This is a genomic window from Agreia bicolorata, assembly GCF_000938265.1.
GTDB classification, from domain to species: domain Bacteria; phylum Actinomycetota; class Actinomycetes; order Actinomycetales; family Microbacteriaceae; genus Agreia; species Agreia bicolorata.
Genome location: NZ_JYFC01000002.1, coordinates 584,567 through 606,104, shown reverse-complemented (window position 1 = coordinate 606,104; position 21,538 = coordinate 584,567). Strand labels below are relative to the sequence as shown.

The window sequence follows — 21,538 nt, the reverse complement described above, 5'->3', positions numbered from 1 at the left end:
CGATTAGCGCTTCGAGAACTGAGGAGCCTTGCGGGCCTTCTTGAGACCGGCCTTCTTGCGCTCCTTGACGCGAGCGTCGCGGCTGAGGAAGCCCGCCTTCTTCAGCGTCGCGCGGTTGTTCTCTTCGTCGATCTCGTTCAGCGCACGGGCGATGCCCAGGCGAAGAGCGCCGGCCTGACCGGAGGGGCCACCGCCAGAGATCTTTGCGACGACGTCGTAGCTGCCCAGCAGGTCGAGAACCTTGAACGGGTCGGTGATCAGCTGCTGGTGCAGCTTGTTCGGGAAGAAGTCGGCGAACTCACGGCTGTTGACCGTGATGGTGCCGGCACCCGGAACGAGACGCACGCGGGCGATGGCCTGCTTGCGACGGCCGACGGCCGCTCCTGAAACGGTGAGCGCGGGGCGCGGGGCTGCCTGTGCGGCTGCCTCGGCGGGCGTCTCGGTGGAATAGCTCTGCTGCTCCTCGGTGGGAGCAACGTCAATCTGGTCTGCGATCTTCGCCACGATGGTTACGAATCCTTAGCTTGTCTTAGAAGAAGTGTCTGGGCCGGTCGCTACTGGGCGACCTGGTCGAGGGTGTACGGCGTCGGCTGCTGGGCAGCGTGAGGGTGCTCGGAGCCGGTGTACACCTTGAGCTTCGTCAGCTGGGCGCGACCGATCGAGTTCTTCGGGAGCATTCCGCGAACGGCCTTCTCGATTGCGCGAGTCGGGTTCTTCTCGAGGAGCTCGGCATACGTCACCGACGACAGTCCGCCCGGGTAGCCCGAGTGGCGGTATGCCAGCTTCTGCGCGAGCTTCTTGCCGGTCAGGGCGACCTTCTCGGCGTTGATGATGATGACGAAGTCACCCATGTCCATGTGGGGGGTGAAGGTGGCCTTGTTCTTGCCGCGGAGGATGACCGCTGCGTGGCTGGCGAGGCGACCGAGGACTACGTCTTCGGCATCGATGATGACCCAGTTACGGGTGACCTCGCTGATCTTGGGGGAATAAGTGCGCGTCACAGTATTACTGCTTTCTTTGTCGAAATGAGGAGTCCGTGAAATCCCACTCCGGTGGCGTGTTCCTCGATCGACTCACTCGACCACGGGCAAGAAGCCCGGGAACGCGGCCCGTGGAGGGCTCAAGTTCGGGCGCCACACGAAGCTGCGTGGACACCAAGAATCGAGACTAGCCTATTTGCGGCCGCTCCGCGACTGCCGCGGCGAACTCACGTGCGCTTCGCGCGGGTCTGCAGGGCCCGGTCGGCGAAACCGGATGCCTCGGGGTAGCCCACTTCGCGCAGTATCAGGCCACGCGCCGGCATGACCTTGAAGGCGCTCGTGCGCTCGAGCGCGTCGCTCAGAGACACGAGTTCGCTCGTATCGAAGCGCCCCTCCCCCACGGCGACGCAGGCCCCCACCAGGGCCCGCACCATGCTGTGGCAGAACGCATCGGCCTGCAGTCTCGACACCAGCACCCCCTCATCGTCGCGTTGCCAAGTGAAGGATTGAAGAGACCGGATGGTGGTGGCTCCCTCTCTCGGCTTGCAGAACGAGGCGAAGTCGCGCAGCCCGAGGAGACTCTGCGCGGCGGCATGCATCAGGGCGGCGTCGAGAGAACCGGTGTACGCGGCGGTGAACGTGCGCTCGAGCGGATTGCGCTCGGTCGACGCATCGGCGAGGCGGTACTCGTAGCGACGCCACGTGGCCGAGAACCGCGCATCGAAGTGCTGGTCGGCCCGCGCGCTCGAGGTGACCACAACATCCGATGTCGTCCCGAGCACACCGTTGATGCGCCGAGCCAAAGCTTCGGGTGCCAGCCGAGCGGCCTGGGCCGGCGTCAGATCGAGGTGCGCGACCTGCCCCGTCGCGTGCACCCCGGCATCCGTTCGCCCGGCGACCACGAGCGTGGGGGCGGGCCCGTGGCGGTGATAGATGGTGTCGAGGGCCTCTTCGAGCACCCCCTGCACCGTGCGCAGCGCGGGCTGTTTCGCCCAGCCCGAGAAACCCGTGCCGTCGTAGGCGATGCCCAAACGCACACGAACGAGGTCTTCGGCACTCGGCACGAGCGTCATATCAGTTCTCCGGTCGGTCATCGTCAACGAGCATAGAACGAGAGAACGCCCCGTCATCCGAGCGGATGACGGGGCGTTCGCAGGTGGTGCTGACTACTTGGCGTCGTCGGCCTTGTCGGCGGCGTCGGCCTCGACCTCTGCAGCGGCGTCGGTCACGACCTCGTCTTCGACGGGCGCACTCTCTTCGACGGTCTCAGTCTGTTCGACCGGCACATCTTCGACCGGAGCGTCTTCGACCGGAGCGTCTTCGACCGGAGCGTCTTCGACCGGAGCGTCGGCGACCTTCTTGGACTTCGACTTCGACGGCGTCTTCACGACGGGCTCGAGCACGAGCTCGATCTGAACCATCGAGGCGTTGTCGCCCTTGCGGAAGCCGAGCTTCGTGATGCGGGTGTAGCCACCCTCACGCTCAGCGACGAGCGGAGCGATCTCGGTGAAGAGCTCGTGCACGACGCTCTTGTCGCCGATGACGCCGAGAACGCGACGACGAGCGTGCAGGTCTCCGCGCTTGGCGAACGTGATCAGACGCTCGGCGACCGGACGCAGGCGCTTGGCCTTGGTCTCGGTGGTCTTGATGCTCTTGTGGGTAAAGAGGGCGGCAGCCAGGTTGGCGAGCAGCAGGCGCTCGTGCGCCGGTCCGCCACCGAGACGGGGTCCCTTGGTGGGCTTAGGCATGGTGTTTCTCCAGAATCAGTTCAGGTAAGTAGGTTCGCGTCGACGGCAGAGCGCGACTAGATGTTCTCGTCGTCGTAGCCGCCGTAGAAGTGGGCTCCGTCGAAACCGGGAACCGTGTCCTTCAGCGACAGGCCAAGCTCAACGAGCTTGTCCTTGACCTCATCCACCGACTTCTGTCCGAAGTTGCGGATGTTCATGAGCTGGGTCTCACTCAGGGCGACCAGTTCGCTCACCGTGTTGATTCCCTCGCGCTTGAGGCAGTTGTACGAACGCACGCTCAGGTCGAGGTCTTCGATCGGAACGGCAAGTTCGCTGGAGAGAACGGCGTCGACCGGCGCGGGGCCGATCTCGATGCCCTCTGCGGCGGTGTTGAGCTCGCGAGCCAGGCCGAAGAGCTCGGTCAGCGTGCGGCCCGCCGAAGCGATGGCGTCGCGCGGCGTGATGGCGTTCTTCGTCTCGACATCGACAACCAGGCGGTCGAAGTCGGTGCGCTCACCGGCACGAGTCGCCTCGACGCGGTAGGTCACCTTCAGCACGGGCGAGTAGATCGAGTCGACCGGGATCTGGCCGGCTTCGGAGAACTCGCTGCGGTTCTGCGTGGCGGAGACGTATCCACGGCCGCGCTCGATGATGAGCTCGAGCTCGAACTTGGCCTTCTCGTTGAGCGTCGCGATCACGAGCTCGGGGTTGTGGATCTCGACACCGGCCGGAGCCGAGATGTCTGCAGCCGTGACCTGGCCCGATGCGTGCTTGCGCAGGTAGGCGGTGATCGGCTCGTCGTGCTCGCTCGAGACAACGAGTCCCTTGATGTTCAGGATGATCTCGGTGACGTCTTCTTTAACACCGGGGATCGTCGAGAACTCGTGCAGCACGCCGTCGAGACGGATGCTGGTGACAGCGGCTCCGGGGATCGACGACAGCAGTGTGCGACGGAGCGAGTTGCCGAGCGTGTAGCCGAAACCGGGTTCCAGGGGCTCGATGACGAACCGCGAGCGGAATTCGGAGATGTTTTCTTCGGTGAGCGTGGGGCGCTGTGCAATAAGCACTATTGATTCCTTTCGGCCAGATGTCCGCTATATGACACCTTGCAGTGACAACCGGGTGGCGGGCCCGGCTGGTTATTGAGTTATGAAACCACGTACAACCCGTCGATCGGAGAATGGGAAAAATCCCATTCTCCGATCGGCGGTTGGCTTACTTAGACGCGACGGCGCTTCGGCGGGCGGCAACCGTTGTGCGCCTGCGGGGTGACGTCGTTGATCGATCCGACCTCGAGGCCTGCGGCCTGGAGCGAGCGGATGGCGGTCTCGCGGCCGGATCCCGGTCCCTTGACGAAGACGTCGACCTTCTTGACACCGTGCTCCTGAGCCTGGCGCGCGGCCGACTCGGCGGAGAGCTGCGCGGCGAAGGGGGTCGACTTGCGCGATCCCTTGAAGCCGACGGTTCCCGACGAAGCCCAGCTCAGCACAGCACCCTGGGGGTCGGTGATGGTGACGATGGTGTTGTTGAACGTCGACTTGATGTGGGCCTGGCCCACGGCGATGTTCTTCTTCTCTTTACGACGCGGCTTACGAGCGGCCGATTTTGGTGCTGCCATTGTTTTCTCCTAAAACGTTTATGGCGATGCGTGAGGCTCTGGGGCCTCTCGCTATCGGGCCTTCTTCTTGCCGGCGACGGTGCGCTTCGGGCCCTTGCGGGTGCGAGCGTTGGTCTTGGTGCGCTGTCCGTGAACGGGCAGGCCACGACGGTGACGAACACCCTGGTAGCTTCCGATCTCGACCTTGCGACGGATGTCTGCTGCGACCTCACGACGAAGGTCACCTTCTACCTTGAAGTTGCCTTCGATGTAGTCGCGCAGCGCGATGAGCTGGTCATCGCTGAGATCCTTGACTCGGATGTCGCCCGAGATCTCGGTGTCGGCCAGAGTCTTGAGCGCACTGGTGCGACCGACTCCGTAGATGTAGGTGAGTGCGACTTCCACGCGCTTGTCGCGCGGAATGTCTACGCCTGCTAGACGTGCCATGGTGGTGGCTCCTGTTGATGAGTGGAGGTCTGCAGCAGAACCGGTGCCGCGGCCTCCGACCGCGGGTGTCCTCGATCAGCCTCTCGGCCGATCGGATCTGGTTCTGCTGTTGTGTTGTGAGGGTGAAACGGGTGGAGCTGGCGGCTGCTTAGCCCTGGCGCTGCTTGTGACGCGGGTTGCTCTTGCAGATGACCATCACGTTGCCGTTGCGACGAATGACACGGCAGTGCTCGCACATCGGCTTGACGCTGGGGTTGACCTTCATGGTGATTCCTTGCTTTCGCTGTCTTCGTACCCGGAGGATGCCCCGGGCCGTTACTTTCCAGCGATCAACATCGCTCGGATGAGCGTTACTTGTAGCGGTAGACGATCCGACCACGGGTCAGGTCGTAGGGGCTCAGCTCTACGATCACCCGGTCCTCGGGGAGGATTCGGATGTAGTGCTGACGCATCTTGCCCGAAATGTGGGCGAGTACTTTGTGTCCGTTGGTCAGCTCAACACGAAACATCGCGTTGGGCAGAGCCTCGACCACTGCGCCTTCGATCTCGATGACACCGTCTTTTTTGGCCATTACTCACTATCGCTAAAGTTATTGATTGCTGGTCGTGCGTTTGGATGGGTGATTGCGCCGGGAGAAACCCGAACGCGGCACGCCGAAAAGGGCGTACAAACACCAAAGATCGAGCTTAGGTGATATGAGCCTTTCTGGCAAGTCGATCCCGCTACGATTCAGGGCTGACTCTTCTGCACCCGCTCGACGACTCTCACCACGTGGGCGTAGAGGGGGTGGGCTGCGTCGAGCCCGGTCAGACGTGACGTCGCGTCCTCGGCCGTCGACGTGGCGAGCAGCTCTTTCAGCTCCACACTCTGCGCGTCTTCCGGCAGATCGAAGCGCAGCGCCGCCCCGATCGCGCCCAGCAGAGCCTCGGGCACTATGCCGCGCTCGGCGAGCTCTGCCGCCGGGCCGATGAAGCGCTCGTGTCGGCCGAGCTTGCGCACGGGCTGGCGTCCGACGCGGGCCGGAGTGTCGGGCAGGAACGGGTTTGCGAAGCGCGTGAGGTTCTTCTGTACGTACGCCTCCTGCACCTCAGGGTCGAAGTCGTACTTCGCGATAAGCAGAGCCTTGGTCTCGTCGAGCACCGCGGCGACCCGGGCGAAGACCTCGGAGCTGCGCATGGCGTCGGCCAGGGTGGCCGCGCCCTCCAGAAAGCCGAAGTAGGCCGTGGTGGCGTGGCCGGTGTTCACGGTGAAGAGCTTGCGCTCGATGTAGGGAGCGAGGTCGTCGACGAAGTGGGCTTCGGCGATCTGGGGCAGTTCGTCGCCGAAAGGGCCGGATTCGATCGCCCACTCGAAGAAATCCTCGACGGTCACGTCGAGTCCGGCGTCCGCCGCCTGGCCCGGAACGATGCGGTCGACGGCCGTGTTCGCGAAGACGGCACGAGCGTCGAGGGATGCGAGGGCCGCGTCGTCGAGCCCCGCCACGATCTCCTGCTTCAGCAGGTCGGTGGCGTTGATGGCGTTCTCGCAGGCCATGACCGCGAGCGGCTTCAGCGACGCATCCCGCGCGTTGATGGCGCGGGCAATGAGGGGCGCGACGAAACGCAGGATGTTCGGACCCACCGCGGTCGTAACGATGTCGGCCGATGCGATCTCGGCGACGACGTCAGCCTCGTGCGTGGCCGAGTTCAATGCCCGGTAGTTGTCGACCATCCAGCTCTTCGAGGACGCCCCCACCTCGTGCACCCGGTAGCTGGGCGTCGAGGCGAGCGAGTCGATGAGTTCGGCGTTCACATCGGCGAACACCACCTCGTAGCCGGCGTTGTGCAGAATCAGTCCGACGAAACCGCGACCGATGTTGCCGGCGCCGAAGTGAACCGCCTTCATTCGTTGACCTCGCCCAGCAGCGCGAAGAGTGCGGGGGCGTCAGGCGCATCCAGGAGCTTCTGAACCTCGTCGTCGTCGGAGAAGATGATGGCGATCTTCGAGAGGATGTCGAGGTGGCCGTTGTCTTTGCCGGCGATGCCGACGACGAAGCGCACCTCGTTGCCATCCCAGTCGATCGGGGCCGCGTAGCGCACGAACGACAGGCCGGAGGCGAGGATCGTGTCTTTGCCCTCGTTCGTTCCGTGGGGGATGGCCAGGAAATTGCCCATATAGGTCGAGACGCTCTTCTCTCGCTCGAGCATGTAGCCGACGTAGCTGTCGGTCACGGCCCCCGCGGCTACGAGAATGGATGCCGCTTCGCGGATCGCCTCCTCCTGCGTGGTCGCGGTGCCGTCGACGCTGATTGATTCGAGATCCAGTACTTTGTCGCTCATGACGTCCTCTTCGTTCGCTTCGTAGGTGTTAGGGCCCGGGCCGCCCGGCCGCCGGAGTCGTGCTCCGACGGCCGGGGGCGTCCTGGGGTGGAGGATCAGGCTACGCCTGGTCCGTGGGGTGCTGGGCTGCGACCTGGTTCACGACCTCGTCGTACTTCGGGCTGTTCATGAAGTTGTCGACCGAGACGTGCTGGGCGTTCGGCGTCTTCTGGCGTGCCCTATCGGTGAGCTCCTTCTGGGTGATCACCAGATCGATGTCATCAGTCAGGTTCGCGATGGCGAGGTTCTTGACCGAGACATCGGTGATGCCTGCCTTCTTGAGCTTGTTCCGCAGCACGGAGGCTCCCATGGCGCTCGATCCCATGCCTGCGTCGCAGGCGAACACGATGTTCTCGAGCTTCGCGGCGGTCGCCACTCCGCTGCTCGCCGTCGCCGACGTGGCTGAGTCGGTTCCCAGCAGGGAGCCGACGCGGCTCTCGCCGCCCTTGTTCGCCGCGTTCGCCGCGAGAGCTGCGCCCAGGGCGTCCTCGCCGGCGGCCTCGGCTGCGAGATCTTTCTTGCGGCTCGACCGAAGGATGATCATCGAGACGAAGAACGTGACGGCGGCCGACAGCAGAACCGAGAGCGCGACACCGAGGTAGCTGTCCGATGCGGTCTGCGCGAAGACCGCGATGATGCTTCCCGGGGCCGCTGGAGCGCGGAGGCCCGAGTCCATCAGCATGTTGGTCGTCACGCCGGTCATGCCACCCGCGATGAGGGCGATGATCAGGGTCGGCTTCATCAGTGCGTACGGGAAGTAGATCTCGTGGATGCCGCCGAAGAACTGGATGATCGCGGCGCCGGGAGCGGAGGCGCGAGCCGCGCCGATTCCGAAGACGACGAACGCGAGCAGCAGGCCGACACCGGGGCCGGGGTTCGCCTCGAGCAGGAACAGGATCGACTTGTGGCTCTCGCCGGCGGCCTGTTCGATGCCGAGGGGGGTCAGAACACCGTGGTTGATGGCGTTGTTCAGGAAGAAGACCTTGGCCGGCTCGATGATGATGCTCGTCAAGGGCAGCAGGTTGGTGTCGACGAGCCATCCGACGGCGCCGCTCAGCAGCGACATGATGCCGTTGATCGCCCAGGCCACCGGGTAGAACCCGATGATGAGGAGGACGAAGCCCCAGATTCCGGCCGAGAACATGTTGACCAGCATCTCGAAGCCGGGCCGGATCTTGCCGTCCCACAGGCCGTCGAGCCACTTCATCGAGTACGCGGCGATCGGGGCCATGATCATGGCACCGATGAACATGTGCACCTGGCCGAGCTCCGACGCGTCGGGGTTGGCGGCCAGCGCGGCCGCGTTGATCTGAGCGATCAGGTAGTCCGACCCGCCGATGACACCCATCAGGGCGATCGAGGCGACGACTCCACCGCGGACCTGGTAGATCATGTGGCCGCCCGTGTAGGCGATCAGGATCGGCAGCAGGTAGTGGATGAACGGCCCGACGATGGTCGCCAGCTGCTCGTTCGGAAGCCATCCGACATCGATGAAGAGGGCCGTCAAGAGGCCCCACGCGATGAGGGCGGGGATGTTCGGCATGATCATGCCGGAGAGGAATGTGCCGAATCGCTGAACGCGAACGCGGGCACCTCCCGTTGTAGCGGGAGCTGACGTCGTCGTCATGAGTGTTTCTCCTTGTTTCTGTGTTGAGAGGGATGCGTGATCGGTCGTGTGCGGTGCAGGTGTTACATCAGGAGGACGCGCTGGCGGACACCGCTGCGCGGGCCTCCATCGCGCTGTTCGCCTTGAGGGCGAGTTCGGCGAAGTGCTGTGCCTGCTCGATCGTGTAGAGACGCAGCTCTGCACGAACGTCGGCGAGCGCGGCGGGCGACATCGAGAGGCTTGTGGCCCCGAGCCCGACGAGCACGACGGCGAGCAGCGGGTCGGCGGCAGCCTCGCCGCAGATGCCGACGGGCTTGCCCAAGGCCGCCCCGGCCTTGCCCACTTCTCCAACGAGGCGGAGTACAGCAGGGTGCCACGGGTCCTGGAACGACGCGACGCTGCCGAGCAGGCGGTCGGCGGCCAGTGTGTACTGCGTCAGGTCGTTCGTTCCGATCGACGCGAAGTCGGCGTCGACGAGGATGCGATCGGCCAGCAGGGCAGACGAGGGCACTTCGATCATGACCCCGGCCGTCTTCAGGCCGATCTCACGAGCGATGCTCGTGAAGTACCGGGTCTCCTCGAGGGTCGACACCATCGGCGCCATGACCCAGACGTCGGCCGTGTTCTCCGCTTCGGCATTGCGGATGGCGGTGAGCTGGTCGCGCAGAATCTGCTCATTCGCCCGCAGGGCTCGCAGACCACGAAGGCCGAGCGCCGGGTTCTCCTCCGGAGCATCGTTCAAGAAGCTGAGCGGCTTGTCGGCTCCTGCGTCCAGCGCGCGGACCACGACCTTCTTGCCCGGGAACGCAGCGAAGAGCGATGAGTACTGCGCCTGCTGCTCCTCGACTGTCGGCGCCTGCGCCGAGTCGAGGAACAGGAACTCGGTGCGGAAAAGCCCCACACCCTCGGCGCCCAGTTCCACGGCTTCTTCTGCTCCGCCCGCCGAGCCGAGGTTGGCCAGCAGGGGAATCTCTGTATCGTCTGCGAGACGACCGGGGCCTGCCGGTGCTTTCGCGAGCGAGGCACGCTCCTGAATGGCCATCTTTGCGGCGAACCGCTGGTCTTCGTTCGGGTCGACGGTGATCGTGCCGGTCGAGGCATCCACGACGACGGTGGTTCCGTTCGCGATCTCGAGAGCGCCGGCGGCACCGACCACAGCGACGATCGACTTCTCACGCGCGAGGATGGCCGTGTGCGAGGTCGGCCCGCCGTCGCTCGTGATCAGTCCCAGCACCTTGTCGAGGTTGAGAAGCGCCGTGTCGGCAGGAGCCAGATCACGGGCCACGAGCACGAACTGGTGATCGGGGTCCGGCACACCGGGTGCTTCGACTCCCTGCAGCTGGGCGACGACTCGCTGAGACACGTCATCGAGGTCGGTCGCCCGCTCCCCCATGTAACCACCCATGCTGACGAGCAGGTCGCGGAAGCTCGCGAAGGCCTCGAACACTGCGCGTTCGGCCGTCTTGCCCGTGCCGATGCGCGCCTTGACGTCGTCGGAGAGCGTCGGATCCTCGGCCATGAACGCCTGGGCCTCGAGCACGTCTTTGGCGGAACCGCCGGCGCGCTCGCCGCGAGCCCGGATGCCTGCCGCAGTGGCGGCGAGCGCGACCGCGGCACGTTCCTTCTCGGCATCGACGCTCAGCGTCGACGGCGCATCCTGCGGTTCGGGCAGCGGAGCCGGCATCTGCAGCACCGTTCCCATCGCCATACCGCGACCGATTCCTACTCCCTGGAATGTCATGGCGCTCACGCGGCGTCGTGGTCGGTGGTGAGCAGGGCTGCGAGTTCGTCGAGCACCGCGTCGGCGCCGTCGCCCTCGACAGACAGCACAACGTCGTCATTGTGGTCGATGCCGAGCGAGATCACACCGAGAATGCTGGCCGCGTTCACGGTCTTGTCACCCTTCGTCAGCTGCACGGGGACTCCCGCTTTGGCCGCGGCCTGAGTGAAGATCGACGCCGGACGCGCGTGCAGCCCGTGGGTCGAGGCGATGGTGACGGTGCGTTCAGCCATGATTTCTCCTTGATATTTCGTGGTTCATTCGGTGGGTCACGACGAGCTGGTGGGGTGGGCGACGCTGCGCAGCACGAGATCGAGTGCCGTCTCTTCGCCGCTCGCGCCGAATATCGTGTCGGGAAGGAGGGCGATTGCCACACCCGCGGCGTCGGCCAGCTGCGAGAGCTCATCGAACTGTGCGGCGAGGTGGGGGCCGACCAGCAGTACGTCGATCTCGCCGATTCGCTCGTCGAGCCCCTCGGTACTGGATGCCGAGACGCTCACATCGATATCGCGACCGTGCGCGGCGGCCCGAATGCGGTGGGCCAGAAAAGTGCTCGATGCACCGGCACCGCAGACAACCAGAACTCTGTGCATCTCTCGCCTCCTTGCGATCTACGTTCAATACTCTCGGAGAAGTCACGGCTTCGCGCCCGGTTGCGCCCCAGAAAAATTTCCGCAGGGGCGGAAGCAGCGTCGCGGCAATTAGTCTGGATGGGCCCGGGATGGTTGACTCGGGTCGGGAGCGACCAGCACATGAATGAGAAGTACGAACGGCTCTTGGACTATCTGTCCCAAGCCGACGGCTGGGTGACCGCTGCCGAGCTCGCCGACAAGCTGGGTGTCACGAGCCGCAGCGTGCGAAGTTACGTGACGGCCGCCAAGAGCGCATCGCACCCGCACGAGACGATCCAGTCGGGCGTACTCGGCTACCGGGTCGACCGCGACGCGCTGAGTGCCTTCCGCGCGGAGGGTCGGGTCGTGGAGCCCGAGACCCCCCGCGACCGTATCTACCAACTCGTACGGCTTCTCGGCAACGCACCCGAGGGCCTCGAGGCGCGCAGCCTCGCGGCGCGCCTCTTCGTCAGCGATTCGACTCTCGAACAAGACCTCCGCAAGGTCAAGCTCCTCGTCGAAGCAGATGACCTGTCACTGGTGAGGCGCGACAATCTGGTCTCGATCGTGGGCTCGGAGGCGAACCATCGCCGACTGCTCAGCCGTATGTTCCGCGAAGAGAGCGCGCAGGGCTTCCTCGAACTCGAACGAGTGCAGCGCGAATTCGAGTCCGAGAATCTCGGGAGCTTCAAGACGGAATTGATCGACATGCTCGATGCGCACGGGTACTTCGTGAACGAGTACGGGGTGAACAATGTGCTGCTGCACCTGATGATCGCTCTCGAGAGAAAAGACCGCGAGCAGCCGGACGTGCCGCTCGTGGCCGCCGGACCGCGGGTGGCGGAGATCGCTTCGGCGCTGTCGGGTCTCGTCGTCGAGCACTTCGCGGTATCGCTCAGCGCTCCAGACCTCGACTATCTCGCAGTGCTGCTGACCACCCGAGTCGTGACGCCCGGTCATGACGAGTCAACGAAACAGGTCGTCGAGAATTACGTCGACGCTGATGTGCTGGCCACCGTGCGCGACATCGTCGCGCTCGTGCATCAGGAGTACCTGATCGACCTCGCCGATGAGGAGTTCATGGTTCGGCTGTCGCTGCACGTGCGCAACCTCGTGGCCCGAGCACACGACAACGCGTATTCGGTCAATCCTCTGACCCGCTCGATGAAGACGTCGTACCCGATGACCTACGAGCTCTCGGTGTTCATCGCGAGCCAGCTCCAGCGTCGAGCGGGGATCCACATCAACGACGATGAGATCGCCTTCATCGCGCTGCACGTCGGCTCCTACCTCGAACGCAAGCAGCGTCGGGGTGACAGACTGCGCTGCGCTGTGGTGTGCCCCAACTATTACGACATGCACGAGATGCTCACCGAGCGCATCACCAAGGCACTGGGCGACGAGCTCGACGTCGCGATCGTGATCACCCGCACCGACGTCGATTGGACGGAGTTCGACGCCGACCTCGTGCTCTCGACGATCGCCTCCCGCACTCCACGCGAGAACGAAGTCGTCATCCAGCCGTTTCTGACCGATGGCGATATCGAGAACGTGCGCCGAGCCATCAGCCGCGTGCGTCGCCATGCCCGCCGCATGAAGATCAAAGACGATCTGCTGCTTTACTTCGACGAAGCGCTCTTCTTCAGGGAACTGCACGTGACGAGCGAGGTGGAGATGATCGAGACGCTCGGTCGCCGAATGGTCGATCAGGGCGTGATCGACCGCTCTTATGTCGACGGAGCCATCGAACGCGAGCTCATGTCGTCGACCGCGTTCACCGACAGTATCGCGGTGCCTCATGCCATGGCGATGACCGCACACCGCACCTCCATCGCGATCGTGATCAACGATTCGGCGATGGAGTGGGGCGAGAATAGGGTGAACGTCATTGCGTTCATCGCGTTCGCCGCCACCGGGCGAACCTCGTTTCAAGAGGTCTTCGATCAGTTCGTCGAGGTGTTCTCCGACAGGGCCGATGTGCAGCGCATCATCAAGCGCGCCGTCGACTTCCCGAGTTTCATCGACGAACTCGTGCACATCATGGACAAGTAGCCCGCCCGTTCCCTGGAGTGCAGCTACCGGATGGGTGTCGGGGTGACGCCGAACGGGGCCAGGCCTGCCTCGCCGCCATCATGGGCCGTCGTGACCCAGATTCCGTCGGCGTGCACAGCCACCGAGTGCTCCCAGTGCGCTGCGACACTTGCGTCTTCGGTCGCCACAGTCCAGTCGTCGTCGCGAACGTACGTCTCGATCGACCCGAGCGTGACCATCGGCTCGATCGCGACCACCAGGCCGGGCTTCACGTCGGGACCCTTGGCGCGCACCCGGTAGTTGAACACGGGCGGAGCCTCATGCATGCTTCGACCGATGCCATGACCGATGTAATCGGTGACGATGCCGAAGGTGCCCTGCGCCTCGATGTACTCCTCGATTGCTTCGCCCACCTCGTTCAGGTGGCGAGCCGTGCTGAGACGTGCGATACCGGCCCACAGCGAACCCTCCGTCACATCGGACAGCCGCTGACGTTCCGCCACGAGCTCGGGGCGCGACTCGTCGGGGATGACCACGGTGAACGCCGAGTCGCCGTTCCAGCCCTCGACCTCCGCGCCGTTGTCGATCGAGACGATGTCGCCCGGCTGAAGGATGCGTTCGCCGGGGATGCCATGAACCACGTCGTCGTTGACCGACGCACAGATCGTATGACGGTAGCCCGGCACGAGTTTGAAGTTCGACACTCCCCCGGCCTCGACGATCACGCGCTCTGCGATGGTGTCGAGTTCGAGGGTGCTGATGCCCGGCCTGATCGCGGCACGCACCGCGTCGAGGGACGCTGCCGTGACCTGTCCAGGGCGCACCATGAGCCGCAGCTCATCGGGCGTCTTGTAGATGTTCTTGCGAAAGCTCATCGAGAGGCGAGTGCCGTGACGATGCGCTCGGTGACCTCGTCGACCTCGCCCAGCGCGTCGACAGCGACAACGAGGCCACGGCCCGCGTATACGTCGATCAATGGCGCCGTCTGGTCGGCGTAGACCTCTTGGCGGTGCCGCAGCACCTCCTCTGTGTCGTCTGCGCGACCTTCGACGAGCGCGCGCTTGCGCAGACGCTCGACGACCTCGTCAACATCGGCCACGAGCTGCACCACAGCATCGAGACGCGCGTGCGCCTCAGCGAGGATGCGATCGAGTTCGTCGACCTGCTCCGTCGTACGCGGGTAGCCGTCGAGAAGGAATCCACCCGACACGTCGGGCTGCATCAGCCTGTCGCGCACGAGATCGTTCGTCAGCGAATCGGGAACGTATGAGCCCGACTCGACGATGGCCTGCACCTTCTTGCCGAGCTCGGTTCCTTCTTTGATGTTGGCGCGAAAAATGTCGCCCGTCGAAATCGCCGGGATTCCATAGATCTCTGCGAGCCTCGCCGCCTGCGTGCCCTTGCCAGCCCCGGGAGGACCGATGATCAGCAGCCGCACGGTTCCCGTAGCCGTGTCGACCGAGGTCATCGCAGCAGGCCTTCGTAATGACGCTGCTGCAGTTGCGAGTCGATCTGCTTGACCGTCTCGAGGCCGACACCGACCACAATCAGGATCGATGCTCCACCGAACGGGAAGTTCGATGTGGCTCCCACAAGCGCAAGGGCCACCAGTGGAATCAGGGCGATCAGACCCAAGTAGATCGAGCCGGGCAGCGTGACGCGAGTCAGAACGTAGTCGAGGTACTCCGCGGTCGGGCGACCGGCACGGATGCCGGGGATGAATCCGCCGTACTTCTTCATGTTGTCGGCCACTTCTTCGGGGTTGAAGGTGATGGCGACGTAGAAGTAGGTGAATCCGACGATGAGCAGGAAGTACAGGATCATGTAGAGCGGGTGATCGCCCTTGGTGAGATAGTTCGTGACCCAGGTGACCCATGCGGCGGGCGCCTGCCCGGCCGGCGGTTGGTTGAACTGAGCGATGAGCGCCGGCAGATACAGCAGCGACGAGGCGAAGATGACCGGCACAACACCGGCCATATTGACCTTGATCGGGATGTAGGTGTTGTTGCCACCGTACGTGCGCCTGCCGACCATACGTTTGGCGTACTGCACGGGGATGCGCCGCTGCGACTGTTCGACGAAGACCACGGCCGCGACGATCACGAGTCCGACGGCTATCACGAGAAGGAACGTCTCGAAGCCCTTCGCCTGGGCGATGCTCCAGAGCGAGGTGGGGAACTGAGCGGCGATCGACGTGAAGATCAGCAGTGACATTCCGTTGCCGATGCCGCGCTCGGTGATGAGCTCACCCATCCACATGATGAGTCCGGTACCGGCGGTCATCGTGATGACCATCAGCATGATCGCGTACCAGGCGTCGTCAGTGATGAGCTGCGTGCACTCCGCCACCGTCGTGGTGCCGAAGAGCGCACCGGAGCGTGCCACGGTGATCAGCGTCGTCGACTGCAGCACCGCCAGTGCGATGGTCAGGTAGCGGGTGTACTGCGTGAGCTTGGACTGGCCCGCCTGACCCTCCTTGTGGAGCGTCTCGAAGTGCGGGATGACCACTCGGAGCAGCTGGGTGATGATCGACGCCGTGATGTACGGCATGATTCCCAGCGCGAAGATGCTCAATTGCAGGAGAGCGCCACCCGAGAAGAGGTTGACGAGCTCGTAGAGGCCCGAGGTGTTTTGGTTCGCAGCGAGACACAACTGCACGTTTCCGAAGTCCACGAATGGTGCGGGGATGAACGATCCCAGACGGAACAGTGCGACGATGCCGAGCGTGAACCCGATCTTCCGGCGGAGATCCGGGGTGCGGAAGATCCGCGCGACGGCTCTAAACAAAAAATGCCTCCTGCTAATTGGCGAAAGTGATGGCGCGAAAGCCCCCGGCAGACTCATGGAGTCTATCGGGGGCTCTCGTCGAAACCGTAGCGCGTGAGCGATAGATCACTCACCGCACCGGAAGGTGCGTTACTTTACGGAGCCACCGGCGGCAACGATCTTCTGTTCGGCTGAACCGGAGACCTTGTCGACTGCAACGTTCAGCTTAACCGTAATATCGCCCTGTCCGAGAACTTTGACCTTCTCGTTGTTGCGTACGGCACCCTTGGCGACCAGGTCGCTGATGGTGACATCTCCGCCAGACGGGTACAACTCGGCGAGCTTCTCGAGGTTCACGACCTGGTACTCGACGCGGAACGGGTTCTTGAACCCGCGCAGCTTCGGCGTACGCATGTGCAGAGGCATCTGCCCACCCTCGAAGCCGACGCGGACCTGGTAACGAGCCTTCGTTCCCTTGGTTCCACGACCGGCGGTCTTACCCTTGGATCCCTCACCACGGCCGACGCGCGTGCGCGCCTTCTTGGCGCCAGGCGCGGGCCGGAGGTGATGAACCTTGAGGACCTGCTCGCGGGGAGCGGCCTCTTCGGTCTTCTCGGCCTTCGGTGCGGCCTTCGCCGCAGCCTTGGGAGCAGCGGCAGCCGACTCGGCCTTGTCAGCCTTGGGGGCTGCGGCCTTCTTCGGAGCAGCAGCCTTCTCCGCCTTGGGGGCGGCCTCGGACTTCGTGGCCTTGGGGGCCTTCGCTGCGGTCTCTGCCTTGGGAGCAGCGGCCTTCTTCGGAGCAGCCTTGGCGGCCGTCTCCTTCTTAGCTTCTTCAGCCATTAGTCAATCTCCTCAACCTTCACCAGGTGAGCGACGGTGTTGACGTAGCCACGGTTCTGCGAGTTGTCCTCGCGGATCGTGACATCGCCGATGCGCTTGAGTCCCAGGCTGCGAAGGGTATCGCGCTGGTACTGCTTCTCACTGACTTTGGACTTGATCTGGGTTACCTTGAGGCGCGCGGCCATCATGCACCTGCCTTCGCAGTTGCCGCGGCCTCGCGAAGCGCTGCCTCGGTACGGAGCAGACGAGCCGGGGCCACGTCTTCGTATGAAAGACCACGACGAGCGGCGACGGCGCGGGGCTCCTCGAGCATCTTCAGAGCCTCTACGGTCGCGTGCACGATGTTGATCGTGTTCGACGAACCGAGCGACTTCGAGAGCACGTCGTGGATACCGGCGCACTCGAGCACGGCGCGGACGGGGCCACCTGCGATAACACCGGTACCGGCAGCCGCGGGACGAAGGAGAACGACGCCTGCGGCGGCCTCTCCCTGAACCGGGTGCGGGATGGTGTTGCCGACGCGGGGAACGCGGAAGAAGTTCTTCTTGGCTTCTTCGACGCCCTTCGAGATGGCGGTGGGAACCTCGCGGGCCTTGCCGTAGCCGACACCGACGAGTCCGTTGCCGTCGCCGACGACGACCAGAGCGGTGAAGCTGAAGCGACGACCACCCTTGACGACCTTCGACACGCGGTTGATCGTGACGACGCGCTCGAGGAACTGGCTCTTCTCGGCGTCACGGCTGCCGCGGTCTCCGCGGTTGGGGTTGCGCTCACGGCCTCCGCGACGAGCCTCGCGGGGCTCGGTCTGGTTTGCCTCCGTCGATGCGGCGGTCTCTACCGGGGCTTCAACAGCCACAGCGTTCTCCTTAGTAGTGTTTTCGGTGCTCACAGGTTCAGCCCACCTTCACGAGCGCCCTCGGCGATAGCCGCAACGCGTCCTGCGTATCGGTTTCCGCCGCGGTCGAAGACGACTGCTTCGATGCCGGCTGACTTCGCGCGCTCGGCGACGAGCTCGCCGACCTTGCGCGCCTTGGCGGTCTTGTCGCCATCGAACGATCGCATGTCGACCTCGAGGGTCGATGCCGACGCCAGGGTGTGACCCAGGGCGTCATCGACGACCTGCACGAAGACGTGGCGAGCCGATCGAGTCACGACGAGACGGGGGCGGAGGGCTGTGCCCTCGACCTTCTTGCGGAGACGGTCGTGCCGGCGCGAACGCGCAGCACCCTTGCTCTTTCCTCTAGTTCCGAGACCCATGGTTACTTACCACTCTTTCCGGCCTTGCGGCGAACTACCTCGCCGGCGTAACGCACACCCTTGCCCTTGTAGGGCTCAGGCTTGCGCAACTTACGAATGTTTGCGGCAACCTCACCGACGGCCTGCTTGTCGATTCCGGTGACCGTGAGCTTGTTGACGCCCTCGACCGAGAAGCTGATGCCCGCGGGCGGCTCGACGGTGATGGGGTGCGAGTAGCCGAGCGCGAACTCGACGCCGGCACCCTTGGCTGCAACGCGGTAACCGGTTCCGACGACCTCGAGGCTCTTGGAATAGCCCTCGGTGACACCGATGATCTGGTTGGCGATCAGGGTACGGGTAAGACCGTGCAGCGAACGCGATTCGCGCTCGTCGTCGGGACGGGTGACCAGAACCTGGCCATCCTCGATCTTGACCTCGATGGGACTTGCAACGGTGAGCGCGAGCTCGCCCTTCGGTCCCTTGACGGCGACGGCCTGGCCGTCGATCTTTACTTCGACCCCAGCAGGGATCTCAATGGGAAGTCGTCCAATACGTGACATCAGTGATCACCAAACGTAGGCGAGGACTTCCCCACCTACGCCCTTCTTGGAAGCCTGGCGGTCTGTGAGCAGACCGGAGGAAGTCGAGAGGATTGCAACGCCGAGGCCACCGAGAACCGTGGGGATCTCCGTCGACTTCGCGTAGACCCGAAGGCCCGGCTTCGACACGCGCTTGATGCCCGCAATGGAGCGTTCGCGGTTCGGTCCGAACTTGAGGGAGAGCGTCAGGGTCTTGCCGACCTCTGCGTCTTTGACGTCCCACGCCGAGATGTAACCTTCGGCCTTGAGGATGTCTGCGATGTGAGACTTGAGCTTCGAGTGCGGCATGGACACGGTGTCGTGGTATGCCGAGTTCGCGTTGCGCAGTCTGGTCAGCATGTCTGCGACCGGATCTGTCATTGTCATTGTGTGGTGCCTTTCGCCTGGTTTCGACACCCTTTACGAGGGAGCCGACCTTTGGTGGTGAACTCCGCAAAACCTGCGGAGCCTTTCGCTGCATGCGTTACGCCTGGGCCGTGAGACACGACCCAGGCGAAACGGCAAACAACAAAGCTTATCCCACGCGGTCGAAAACCGCGTGGGACGAGACTATGCGGGGGTGTTCTCCGCGTTGCGGAACGGGAAACCGAGCGCCTTGAGCAGCGCGCGACCCTCGTCGTCGGTCTTGGCGGTCGTGACGACAGTGATGTCGAAACCACGAACGCGGTCGATCTTGTCCTGGTCGATCTCGTGGAACATCGACTGCTCGGTCAGGCCGAACGTGTAGTTGCCACGTCCGTCGAACTGCTTGTCGCTGAGACCGCGGAAGTCGCGGATGCGGGGAAGCGCGAGCGACAGAAGGCGGTCGAGGAACTCCCAGGCGCGGTCGCCACGAAGCGTGACGTGTGCGCCGATGGGCTGGCCCTCGCGCAGCTTGAACTGAGCGATCGACTTGCGGGCGAGCGTGACCTGCGGCTTCTGGCCGGTGATCGCGGTGAGGTCCTTGACGGCCCCATCGATGATCTTGCCGTCGCGGGCGGCCTCGCCGACACCGGTGTTGACCACGATCTTCACGAGTCCGGGCACCTGGTGCACGTTCGTGAAGCCGAACTCCTCCTGGAGCTGCTTCGAGATCTCGGAGCGGTACTTCTGCTTGAGACGGGGCTGGATTTTGCCAGACACCACTGCAGTATCGGTCATTACAGGTCCTTACCTGACTTCTTGGCGTAACGGATGCGGACGGTCTTGGTGACGCCGTCTTTCGTTACCTCTTCGGTGCGGAAACCGACGCGGGTCGGCTTCTTGGTCTCGGGATCGACGATCGCGACGTTCGACACGTGGATCGGGGCCTCATGGGTCTCGATGCCGCCGGTCTTCGTGCCGCGCTGCGTCTGTCCGACGCGAACGTGCTTCGTGATGAAGTTCACGCCCTCGACGACGACACGGTTCTTCTCGACGAGTACCTCGAGAACACGACCCTGCTTGCCGCGGTCTCCGCCGCGAGCCTGGGTCGCGCCCGTGATGACCTGAACGAGGTCACCCTTCTTGATGTTTGCCATGACTTAGATAACCTCCGGCGCCAGCGAGATGATCTTCATGAACTTCTTGTCGCGAAGCTCGCGGCCGACGGGGCCGAAGATACGGGTACCACGGGGGTCACCGTCGGTCTTCAAGATCACTGCGGCGTTCTCGTCGAACTTGATGTACGAACCGTCGGGACGACGGGTCTGCTTCTTCACGCGAACGATGACGGCCTTGACCACATCGCCCTTCTTGACGTTTCCGCCGGGGATCGCGTCTTTGACGGTGGCGACGATGACGTCACCGAGACCGGCGTACCGGCGGCCTGAGCCACCGAGAACGCGGATCGTGAGGAGCTCCTTGGCGCCGGTGTTGTCGGCGACCTTGACTCTGGATTCCTGCTGCAGCATTTTCTACTCTTCCTTAGGCGAAGTAAGCGCGAGGCCTACTTGGCCTTCTCGAGGATCTCGACCAGGCGCCAGCGCTTCGTGGCGCTGAGGGGACGGGTCTCGCTGATGAGGACGAGGTCGCCGATGCCGGCGGAGTTCGCCTCGTCGTGGACCTTGACCTTGGACGTGCGGCGGATGACCTTGCCGTACAGGGGGTGCTTCACGCGGTCTTCGACCTCGACGACGATGGTCTTCTCCATCTTGTCGCTCGTGACGTATCCACGACGGGACTTGCGGTAGCCGCGGGGGGCTGCCGTGGTCTCGTCGGCCGGCGTTGCAGCCGCATCTTTAGTCGTTGCCATTACTTGGCCTCCTCAGCCTCAGCGGCCGGGGCGTCTGCCGAAGCGGTCGCATCCTTCTTGGCCTTGCTTTTCTTTTCTGCCTTGGGAGCCACGGCAACCGGAGCGGGCGTGGCACGAATGCCCAGCTCACGCTCGCGGATGATCGTGTAGATGCGCGAGATATCGCGCTTCACGGCGCGCAGGCGTCCGTGGCTCTCGAGCTGGCCGGTAGCCGACTGGAAGCGAAGGTTGAACAGTTCTTCCTTCGCCTTCCGCAGCTCTTCGACCAGGCGGGCGTCTTCGAATGTGTCGAGCTCGACAGGGGCGAGCTCCTTGGAACCGATCGCCATTATGCGTCGCCCTCCTCGCGCTTGATGATGCGTGCCTTGAGCGGCAGCTTGTGGATGGCCCGGGTGAGGGCTTCGCGTGCGATCGTGTCGCTGACGCCGCTGAGCTCGAAGAGCACGCGACCCGGCTTGACGTTCGCAATCCACCACTCGGGTGAACCCTTACCGGAACCCATGCGGGTTTCGGCGGGCTTCTTGGTGAGCGGGCGGTCGGGGTAGATGTTGATCCACACCTTTCCGCCGCGCTTGATGTGACGCGTCATTGCGATACGAGCGGACTCGATCTGGCGGTTCGTCACATATGCAGGGGTAAGGGCCTGGATGCCGTACTCTCCGAAGCTCACCGTGGTGCCGCCGGTGGCGTGGCCACTGCGTCCAGGGTGGTGCTGCTTACGGTGCTTGACTCTGCGTGGAATCAACAT

The 21,538-nt window shown here is 63.9% G+C and carries 31 protein-coding genes; 1 reads left to right on the top strand and 30 read right to left on the bottom strand.

Annotated features, from left to right (window positions below; translation table 11 throughout):
- Positions 1-3: 3 nt before the first annotated feature.
- The 15 genes from rpsI to TZ00_RS06265 all read right to left on the bottom strand — a co-directional run bounded on the left by rpsI (position 4) and on the right by TZ00_RS06265 (position 11,088).
- On the bottom strand, positions 4-504 hold the full coding sequence (gene rpsI, locus TZ00_RS06335; protein ID WP_044440056.1) for a 30S ribosomal protein S9: 501 nt from the start codon (positions 502-504) through the stop codon (positions 4-6).
- A 50-nt stretch (positions 505-554) separates the two neighbouring features.
- Entirely contained in the window at positions 555-1,001 is a 447-nt protein-coding gene (rplM, locus tag TZ00_RS06330; protein ID WP_044440054.1) for a 50S ribosomal protein L13, read from the bottom strand.
- Between the two features lie 206 nt (positions 1,002-1,207).
- The gene (gene truA / locus TZ00_RS06325) at positions 1,208-2,074 is read right to left on the bottom strand and encodes a tRNA pseudouridine(38-40) synthase TruA (RefSeq protein WP_238579597.1); all 867 of its coding nucleotides are present in this window, start codon (positions 2,072-2,074) and stop codon (positions 1,208-1,210) included.
- Positions 2,075-2,146: 72 nt separating this feature from the next.
- The gene (gene rplQ, locus TZ00_RS06320) at positions 2,147-2,728 is read right to left on the bottom strand and encodes a 50S ribosomal protein L17 (protein WP_044440050.1); all 582 of its coding nucleotides are present in this window, start codon (positions 2,726-2,728) and stop codon (positions 2,147-2,149) included.
- 56 nt (positions 2,729-2,784) lie between these two features.
- The gene (locus tag TZ00_RS06315) at positions 2,785-3,774 is read right to left on the bottom strand and encodes a DNA-directed RNA polymerase subunit alpha (RefSeq protein ID WP_044440049.1); all 990 of its coding nucleotides are present in this window, start codon (positions 3,772-3,774) and stop codon (positions 2,785-2,787) included.
- 152 nt (positions 3,775-3,926) lie between these two features.
- Positions 3,927-4,325 carry a 30S ribosomal protein S11 gene (gene rpsK, locus TZ00_RS06310; protein ID WP_044440047.1) on the bottom strand — a complete coding sequence of 133 codons (399 nt, stop codon included), beginning with the start codon at positions 4,323-4,325 and terminating at the stop codon, positions 3,927-3,929.
- 51 nt (positions 4,326-4,376) lie between these two features.
- Positions 4,377-4,751, bottom strand: coding sequence for a 30S ribosomal protein S13 (gene rpsM, locus TZ00_RS06305; RefSeq protein WP_044440045.1), 375 nt, complete (start codon positions 4,749-4,751; stop codon positions 4,377-4,379).
- A gap of 148 nt (positions 4,752-4,899) precedes the next feature.
- Positions 4,900-5,016, bottom strand: coding sequence for a 50S ribosomal protein L36 (rpmJ, locus tag TZ00_RS06300; RefSeq protein ID WP_044440044.1), 117 nt, complete (start codon positions 5,014-5,016; stop codon positions 4,900-4,902).
- Between the two features lie 85 nt (positions 5,017-5,101).
- Positions 5,102-5,323, bottom strand: a complete 222-nt coding sequence (infA, locus tag TZ00_RS06295) for a translation initiation factor IF-1 (protein ID WP_022883252.1) — start codon at positions 5,321-5,323, stop codon at positions 5,102-5,104.
- A 158-nt stretch (positions 5,324-5,481) separates the two neighbouring features.
- Positions 5,482-6,636 (bottom strand): mannitol-1-phosphate 5-dehydrogenase, encoded by a 1,155-nt coding sequence (locus tag TZ00_RS06290; RefSeq protein ID WP_044440043.1) that lies wholly within the window; start codon positions 6,634-6,636, stop codon positions 5,482-5,484.
- The gene (locus TZ00_RS06285; RefSeq protein ID WP_044440042.1) at positions 6,633-7,070 is read right to left on the bottom strand and encodes a PTS mannitol transporter subunit IIA; all 438 of its coding nucleotides are present in this window, start codon (positions 7,068-7,070) and stop codon (positions 6,633-6,635) included. The genes TZ00_RS06290 and TZ00_RS06285 overlap by 4 nt, the downstream gene beginning before the upstream one ends.
- A gap of 100 nt (positions 7,071-7,170) precedes the next feature.
- Positions 7,171-8,736 (bottom strand): PTS mannitol transporter subunit IIBC, encoded by a 1,566-nt coding sequence (locus TZ00_RS06280; RefSeq protein WP_044440041.1) that lies wholly within the window; start codon positions 8,734-8,736, stop codon positions 7,171-7,173.
- Positions 8,737-8,803: 67 nt separating this feature from the next.
- A complete protein-coding gene (gene ptsP / locus TZ00_RS06275; protein ID WP_044440435.1) occupies positions 8,804-10,456 on the bottom strand; it encodes a phosphoenolpyruvate--protein phosphotransferase in 1,653 nt (550 codons plus the stop codon).
- 5 nt (positions 10,457-10,461) lie between these two features.
- Positions 10,462-10,728: an HPr family phosphocarrier protein gene (locus TZ00_RS06270; RefSeq protein ID WP_044440040.1), complete on the bottom strand. Its 267-nt coding sequence runs from the start codon at positions 10,726-10,728 to the stop codon at positions 10,462-10,464.
- 36 nt (positions 10,729-10,764) lie between these two features.
- The gene (locus TZ00_RS06265; RefSeq protein WP_044440038.1) at positions 10,765-11,088 is read right to left on the bottom strand and encodes a PTS sugar transporter subunit IIB; all 324 of its coding nucleotides are present in this window, start codon (positions 11,086-11,088) and stop codon (positions 10,765-10,767) included.
- A 159-nt stretch (positions 11,089-11,247) separates the two neighbouring features.
- On the opposite strand from TZ00_RS06265, the gene TZ00_RS06260 reads away from it, so the two are divergent.
- Positions 11,248-13,158: a BglG family transcription antiterminator gene (locus tag TZ00_RS06260; RefSeq protein WP_044440037.1), complete on the top strand. Its 1,911-nt coding sequence runs from the start codon at positions 11,248-11,250 to the stop codon at positions 13,156-13,158.
- A gap of 23 nt (positions 13,159-13,181) precedes the next feature.
- Here the strand turns inward: TZ00_RS06260 and map are convergent, their stop codons facing one another.
- From map to rplP, 15 genes are all read right to left on the bottom strand, one after another.
- The gene (gene map / locus TZ00_RS06255; protein WP_044440035.1) at positions 13,182-14,012 is read right to left on the bottom strand and encodes a type I methionyl aminopeptidase; all 831 of its coding nucleotides are present in this window, start codon (positions 14,010-14,012) and stop codon (positions 13,182-13,184) included.
- The gene (locus TZ00_RS06250; protein ID WP_174436064.1) at positions 14,009-14,605 is read right to left on the bottom strand and encodes an adenylate kinase; all 597 of its coding nucleotides are present in this window, start codon (positions 14,603-14,605) and stop codon (positions 14,009-14,011) included. Before TZ00_RS06250 ends, map begins: the two co-directional genes overlap by 4 nt.
- Positions 14,602-15,924: a preprotein translocase subunit SecY gene (gene secY / locus TZ00_RS06245; RefSeq protein ID WP_044440033.1), complete on the bottom strand. Its 1,323-nt coding sequence runs from the start codon at positions 15,922-15,924 to the stop codon at positions 14,602-14,604. Before secY ends, TZ00_RS06250 begins: the two co-directional genes overlap by 4 nt.
- Before the next feature lie 129 nt (positions 15,925-16,053).
- Positions 16,054-16,743 (bottom strand): 50S ribosomal protein L15, encoded by a 690-nt coding sequence (gene rplO, locus TZ00_RS06240; RefSeq protein WP_044440031.1) that lies wholly within the window; start codon positions 16,741-16,743, stop codon positions 16,054-16,056.
- Positions 16,743-16,928 carry a 50S ribosomal protein L30 gene (rpmD, locus tag TZ00_RS06235; RefSeq protein WP_044440029.1) on the bottom strand — a complete coding sequence of 62 codons (186 nt, stop codon included), beginning with the start codon at positions 16,926-16,928 and terminating at the stop codon, positions 16,743-16,745. The genes rplO and rpmD overlap by 1 nt, the downstream gene beginning before the upstream one ends.
- On the bottom strand, positions 16,928-17,599 hold the full coding sequence (gene rpsE / locus TZ00_RS06230; RefSeq protein ID WP_044440027.1) for a 30S ribosomal protein S5: 672 nt from the start codon (positions 17,597-17,599) through the stop codon (positions 16,928-16,930). The genes rpmD and rpsE overlap by 1 nt, the downstream gene beginning before the upstream one ends.
- A 29-nt stretch (positions 17,600-17,628) precedes the next feature.
- Positions 17,629-18,000: a 50S ribosomal protein L18 gene (gene rplR / locus TZ00_RS06225; protein WP_044440026.1), complete on the bottom strand. Its 372-nt coding sequence runs from the start codon at positions 17,998-18,000 to the stop codon at positions 17,629-17,631.
- A 2-nt stretch (positions 18,001-18,002) separates the two neighbouring features.
- A complete protein-coding gene (gene rplF, locus TZ00_RS06220) occupies positions 18,003-18,539 on the bottom strand; it encodes a 50S ribosomal protein L6 (RefSeq protein ID WP_044440025.1) in 537 nt (178 codons plus the stop codon).
- A 6-nt stretch (positions 18,540-18,545) separates the two neighbouring features.
- On the bottom strand, positions 18,546-18,944 hold the full coding sequence (rpsH, locus tag TZ00_RS06215) for a 30S ribosomal protein S8 (RefSeq protein ID WP_044440024.1): 399 nt from the start codon (positions 18,942-18,944) through the stop codon (positions 18,546-18,548).
- A 183-nt stretch (positions 18,945-19,127) separates the two neighbouring features.
- The gene (gene rplE / locus TZ00_RS06210; RefSeq protein ID WP_044440023.1) at positions 19,128-19,718 is read right to left on the bottom strand and encodes a 50S ribosomal protein L5; all 591 of its coding nucleotides are present in this window, start codon (positions 19,716-19,718) and stop codon (positions 19,128-19,130) included.
- Positions 19,718-20,077, bottom strand: a complete 360-nt coding sequence (rplX, locus tag TZ00_RS06205) for a 50S ribosomal protein L24 (RefSeq protein ID WP_044440022.1) — start codon at positions 20,075-20,077, stop codon at positions 19,718-19,720. Before rplX ends, rplE begins: the two co-directional genes overlap by 1 nt.
- Positions 20,078-20,080: 3 nt before the next feature.
- Complete coding sequence (gene rplN, locus TZ00_RS06200; RefSeq protein ID WP_044440021.1) at positions 20,081-20,449, bottom strand: 50S ribosomal protein L14; 369 nt, start codon at positions 20,447-20,449, stop codon at positions 20,081-20,083.
- Between the two features lie 35 nt (positions 20,450-20,484).
- Positions 20,485-20,790, bottom strand: coding sequence for a 30S ribosomal protein S17 (gene rpsQ, locus TZ00_RS06195; protein WP_044440020.1), 306 nt, complete (start codon positions 20,788-20,790; stop codon positions 20,485-20,487).
- A complete protein-coding gene (rpmC, locus tag TZ00_RS06190; RefSeq protein ID WP_044440019.1) occupies positions 20,790-21,119 on the bottom strand; it encodes a 50S ribosomal protein L29 in 330 nt (109 codons plus the stop codon). The genes rpsQ and rpmC overlap by 1 nt, the downstream gene beginning before the upstream one ends.
- Positions 21,119-21,538 carry a 50S ribosomal protein L16 gene (rplP, locus tag TZ00_RS06185; RefSeq protein WP_044440018.1) on the bottom strand — a complete coding sequence of 140 codons (420 nt, stop codon included), beginning with the start codon at positions 21,536-21,538 and terminating at the stop codon, positions 21,119-21,121. Before rplP ends, rpmC begins: the two co-directional genes overlap by 1 nt.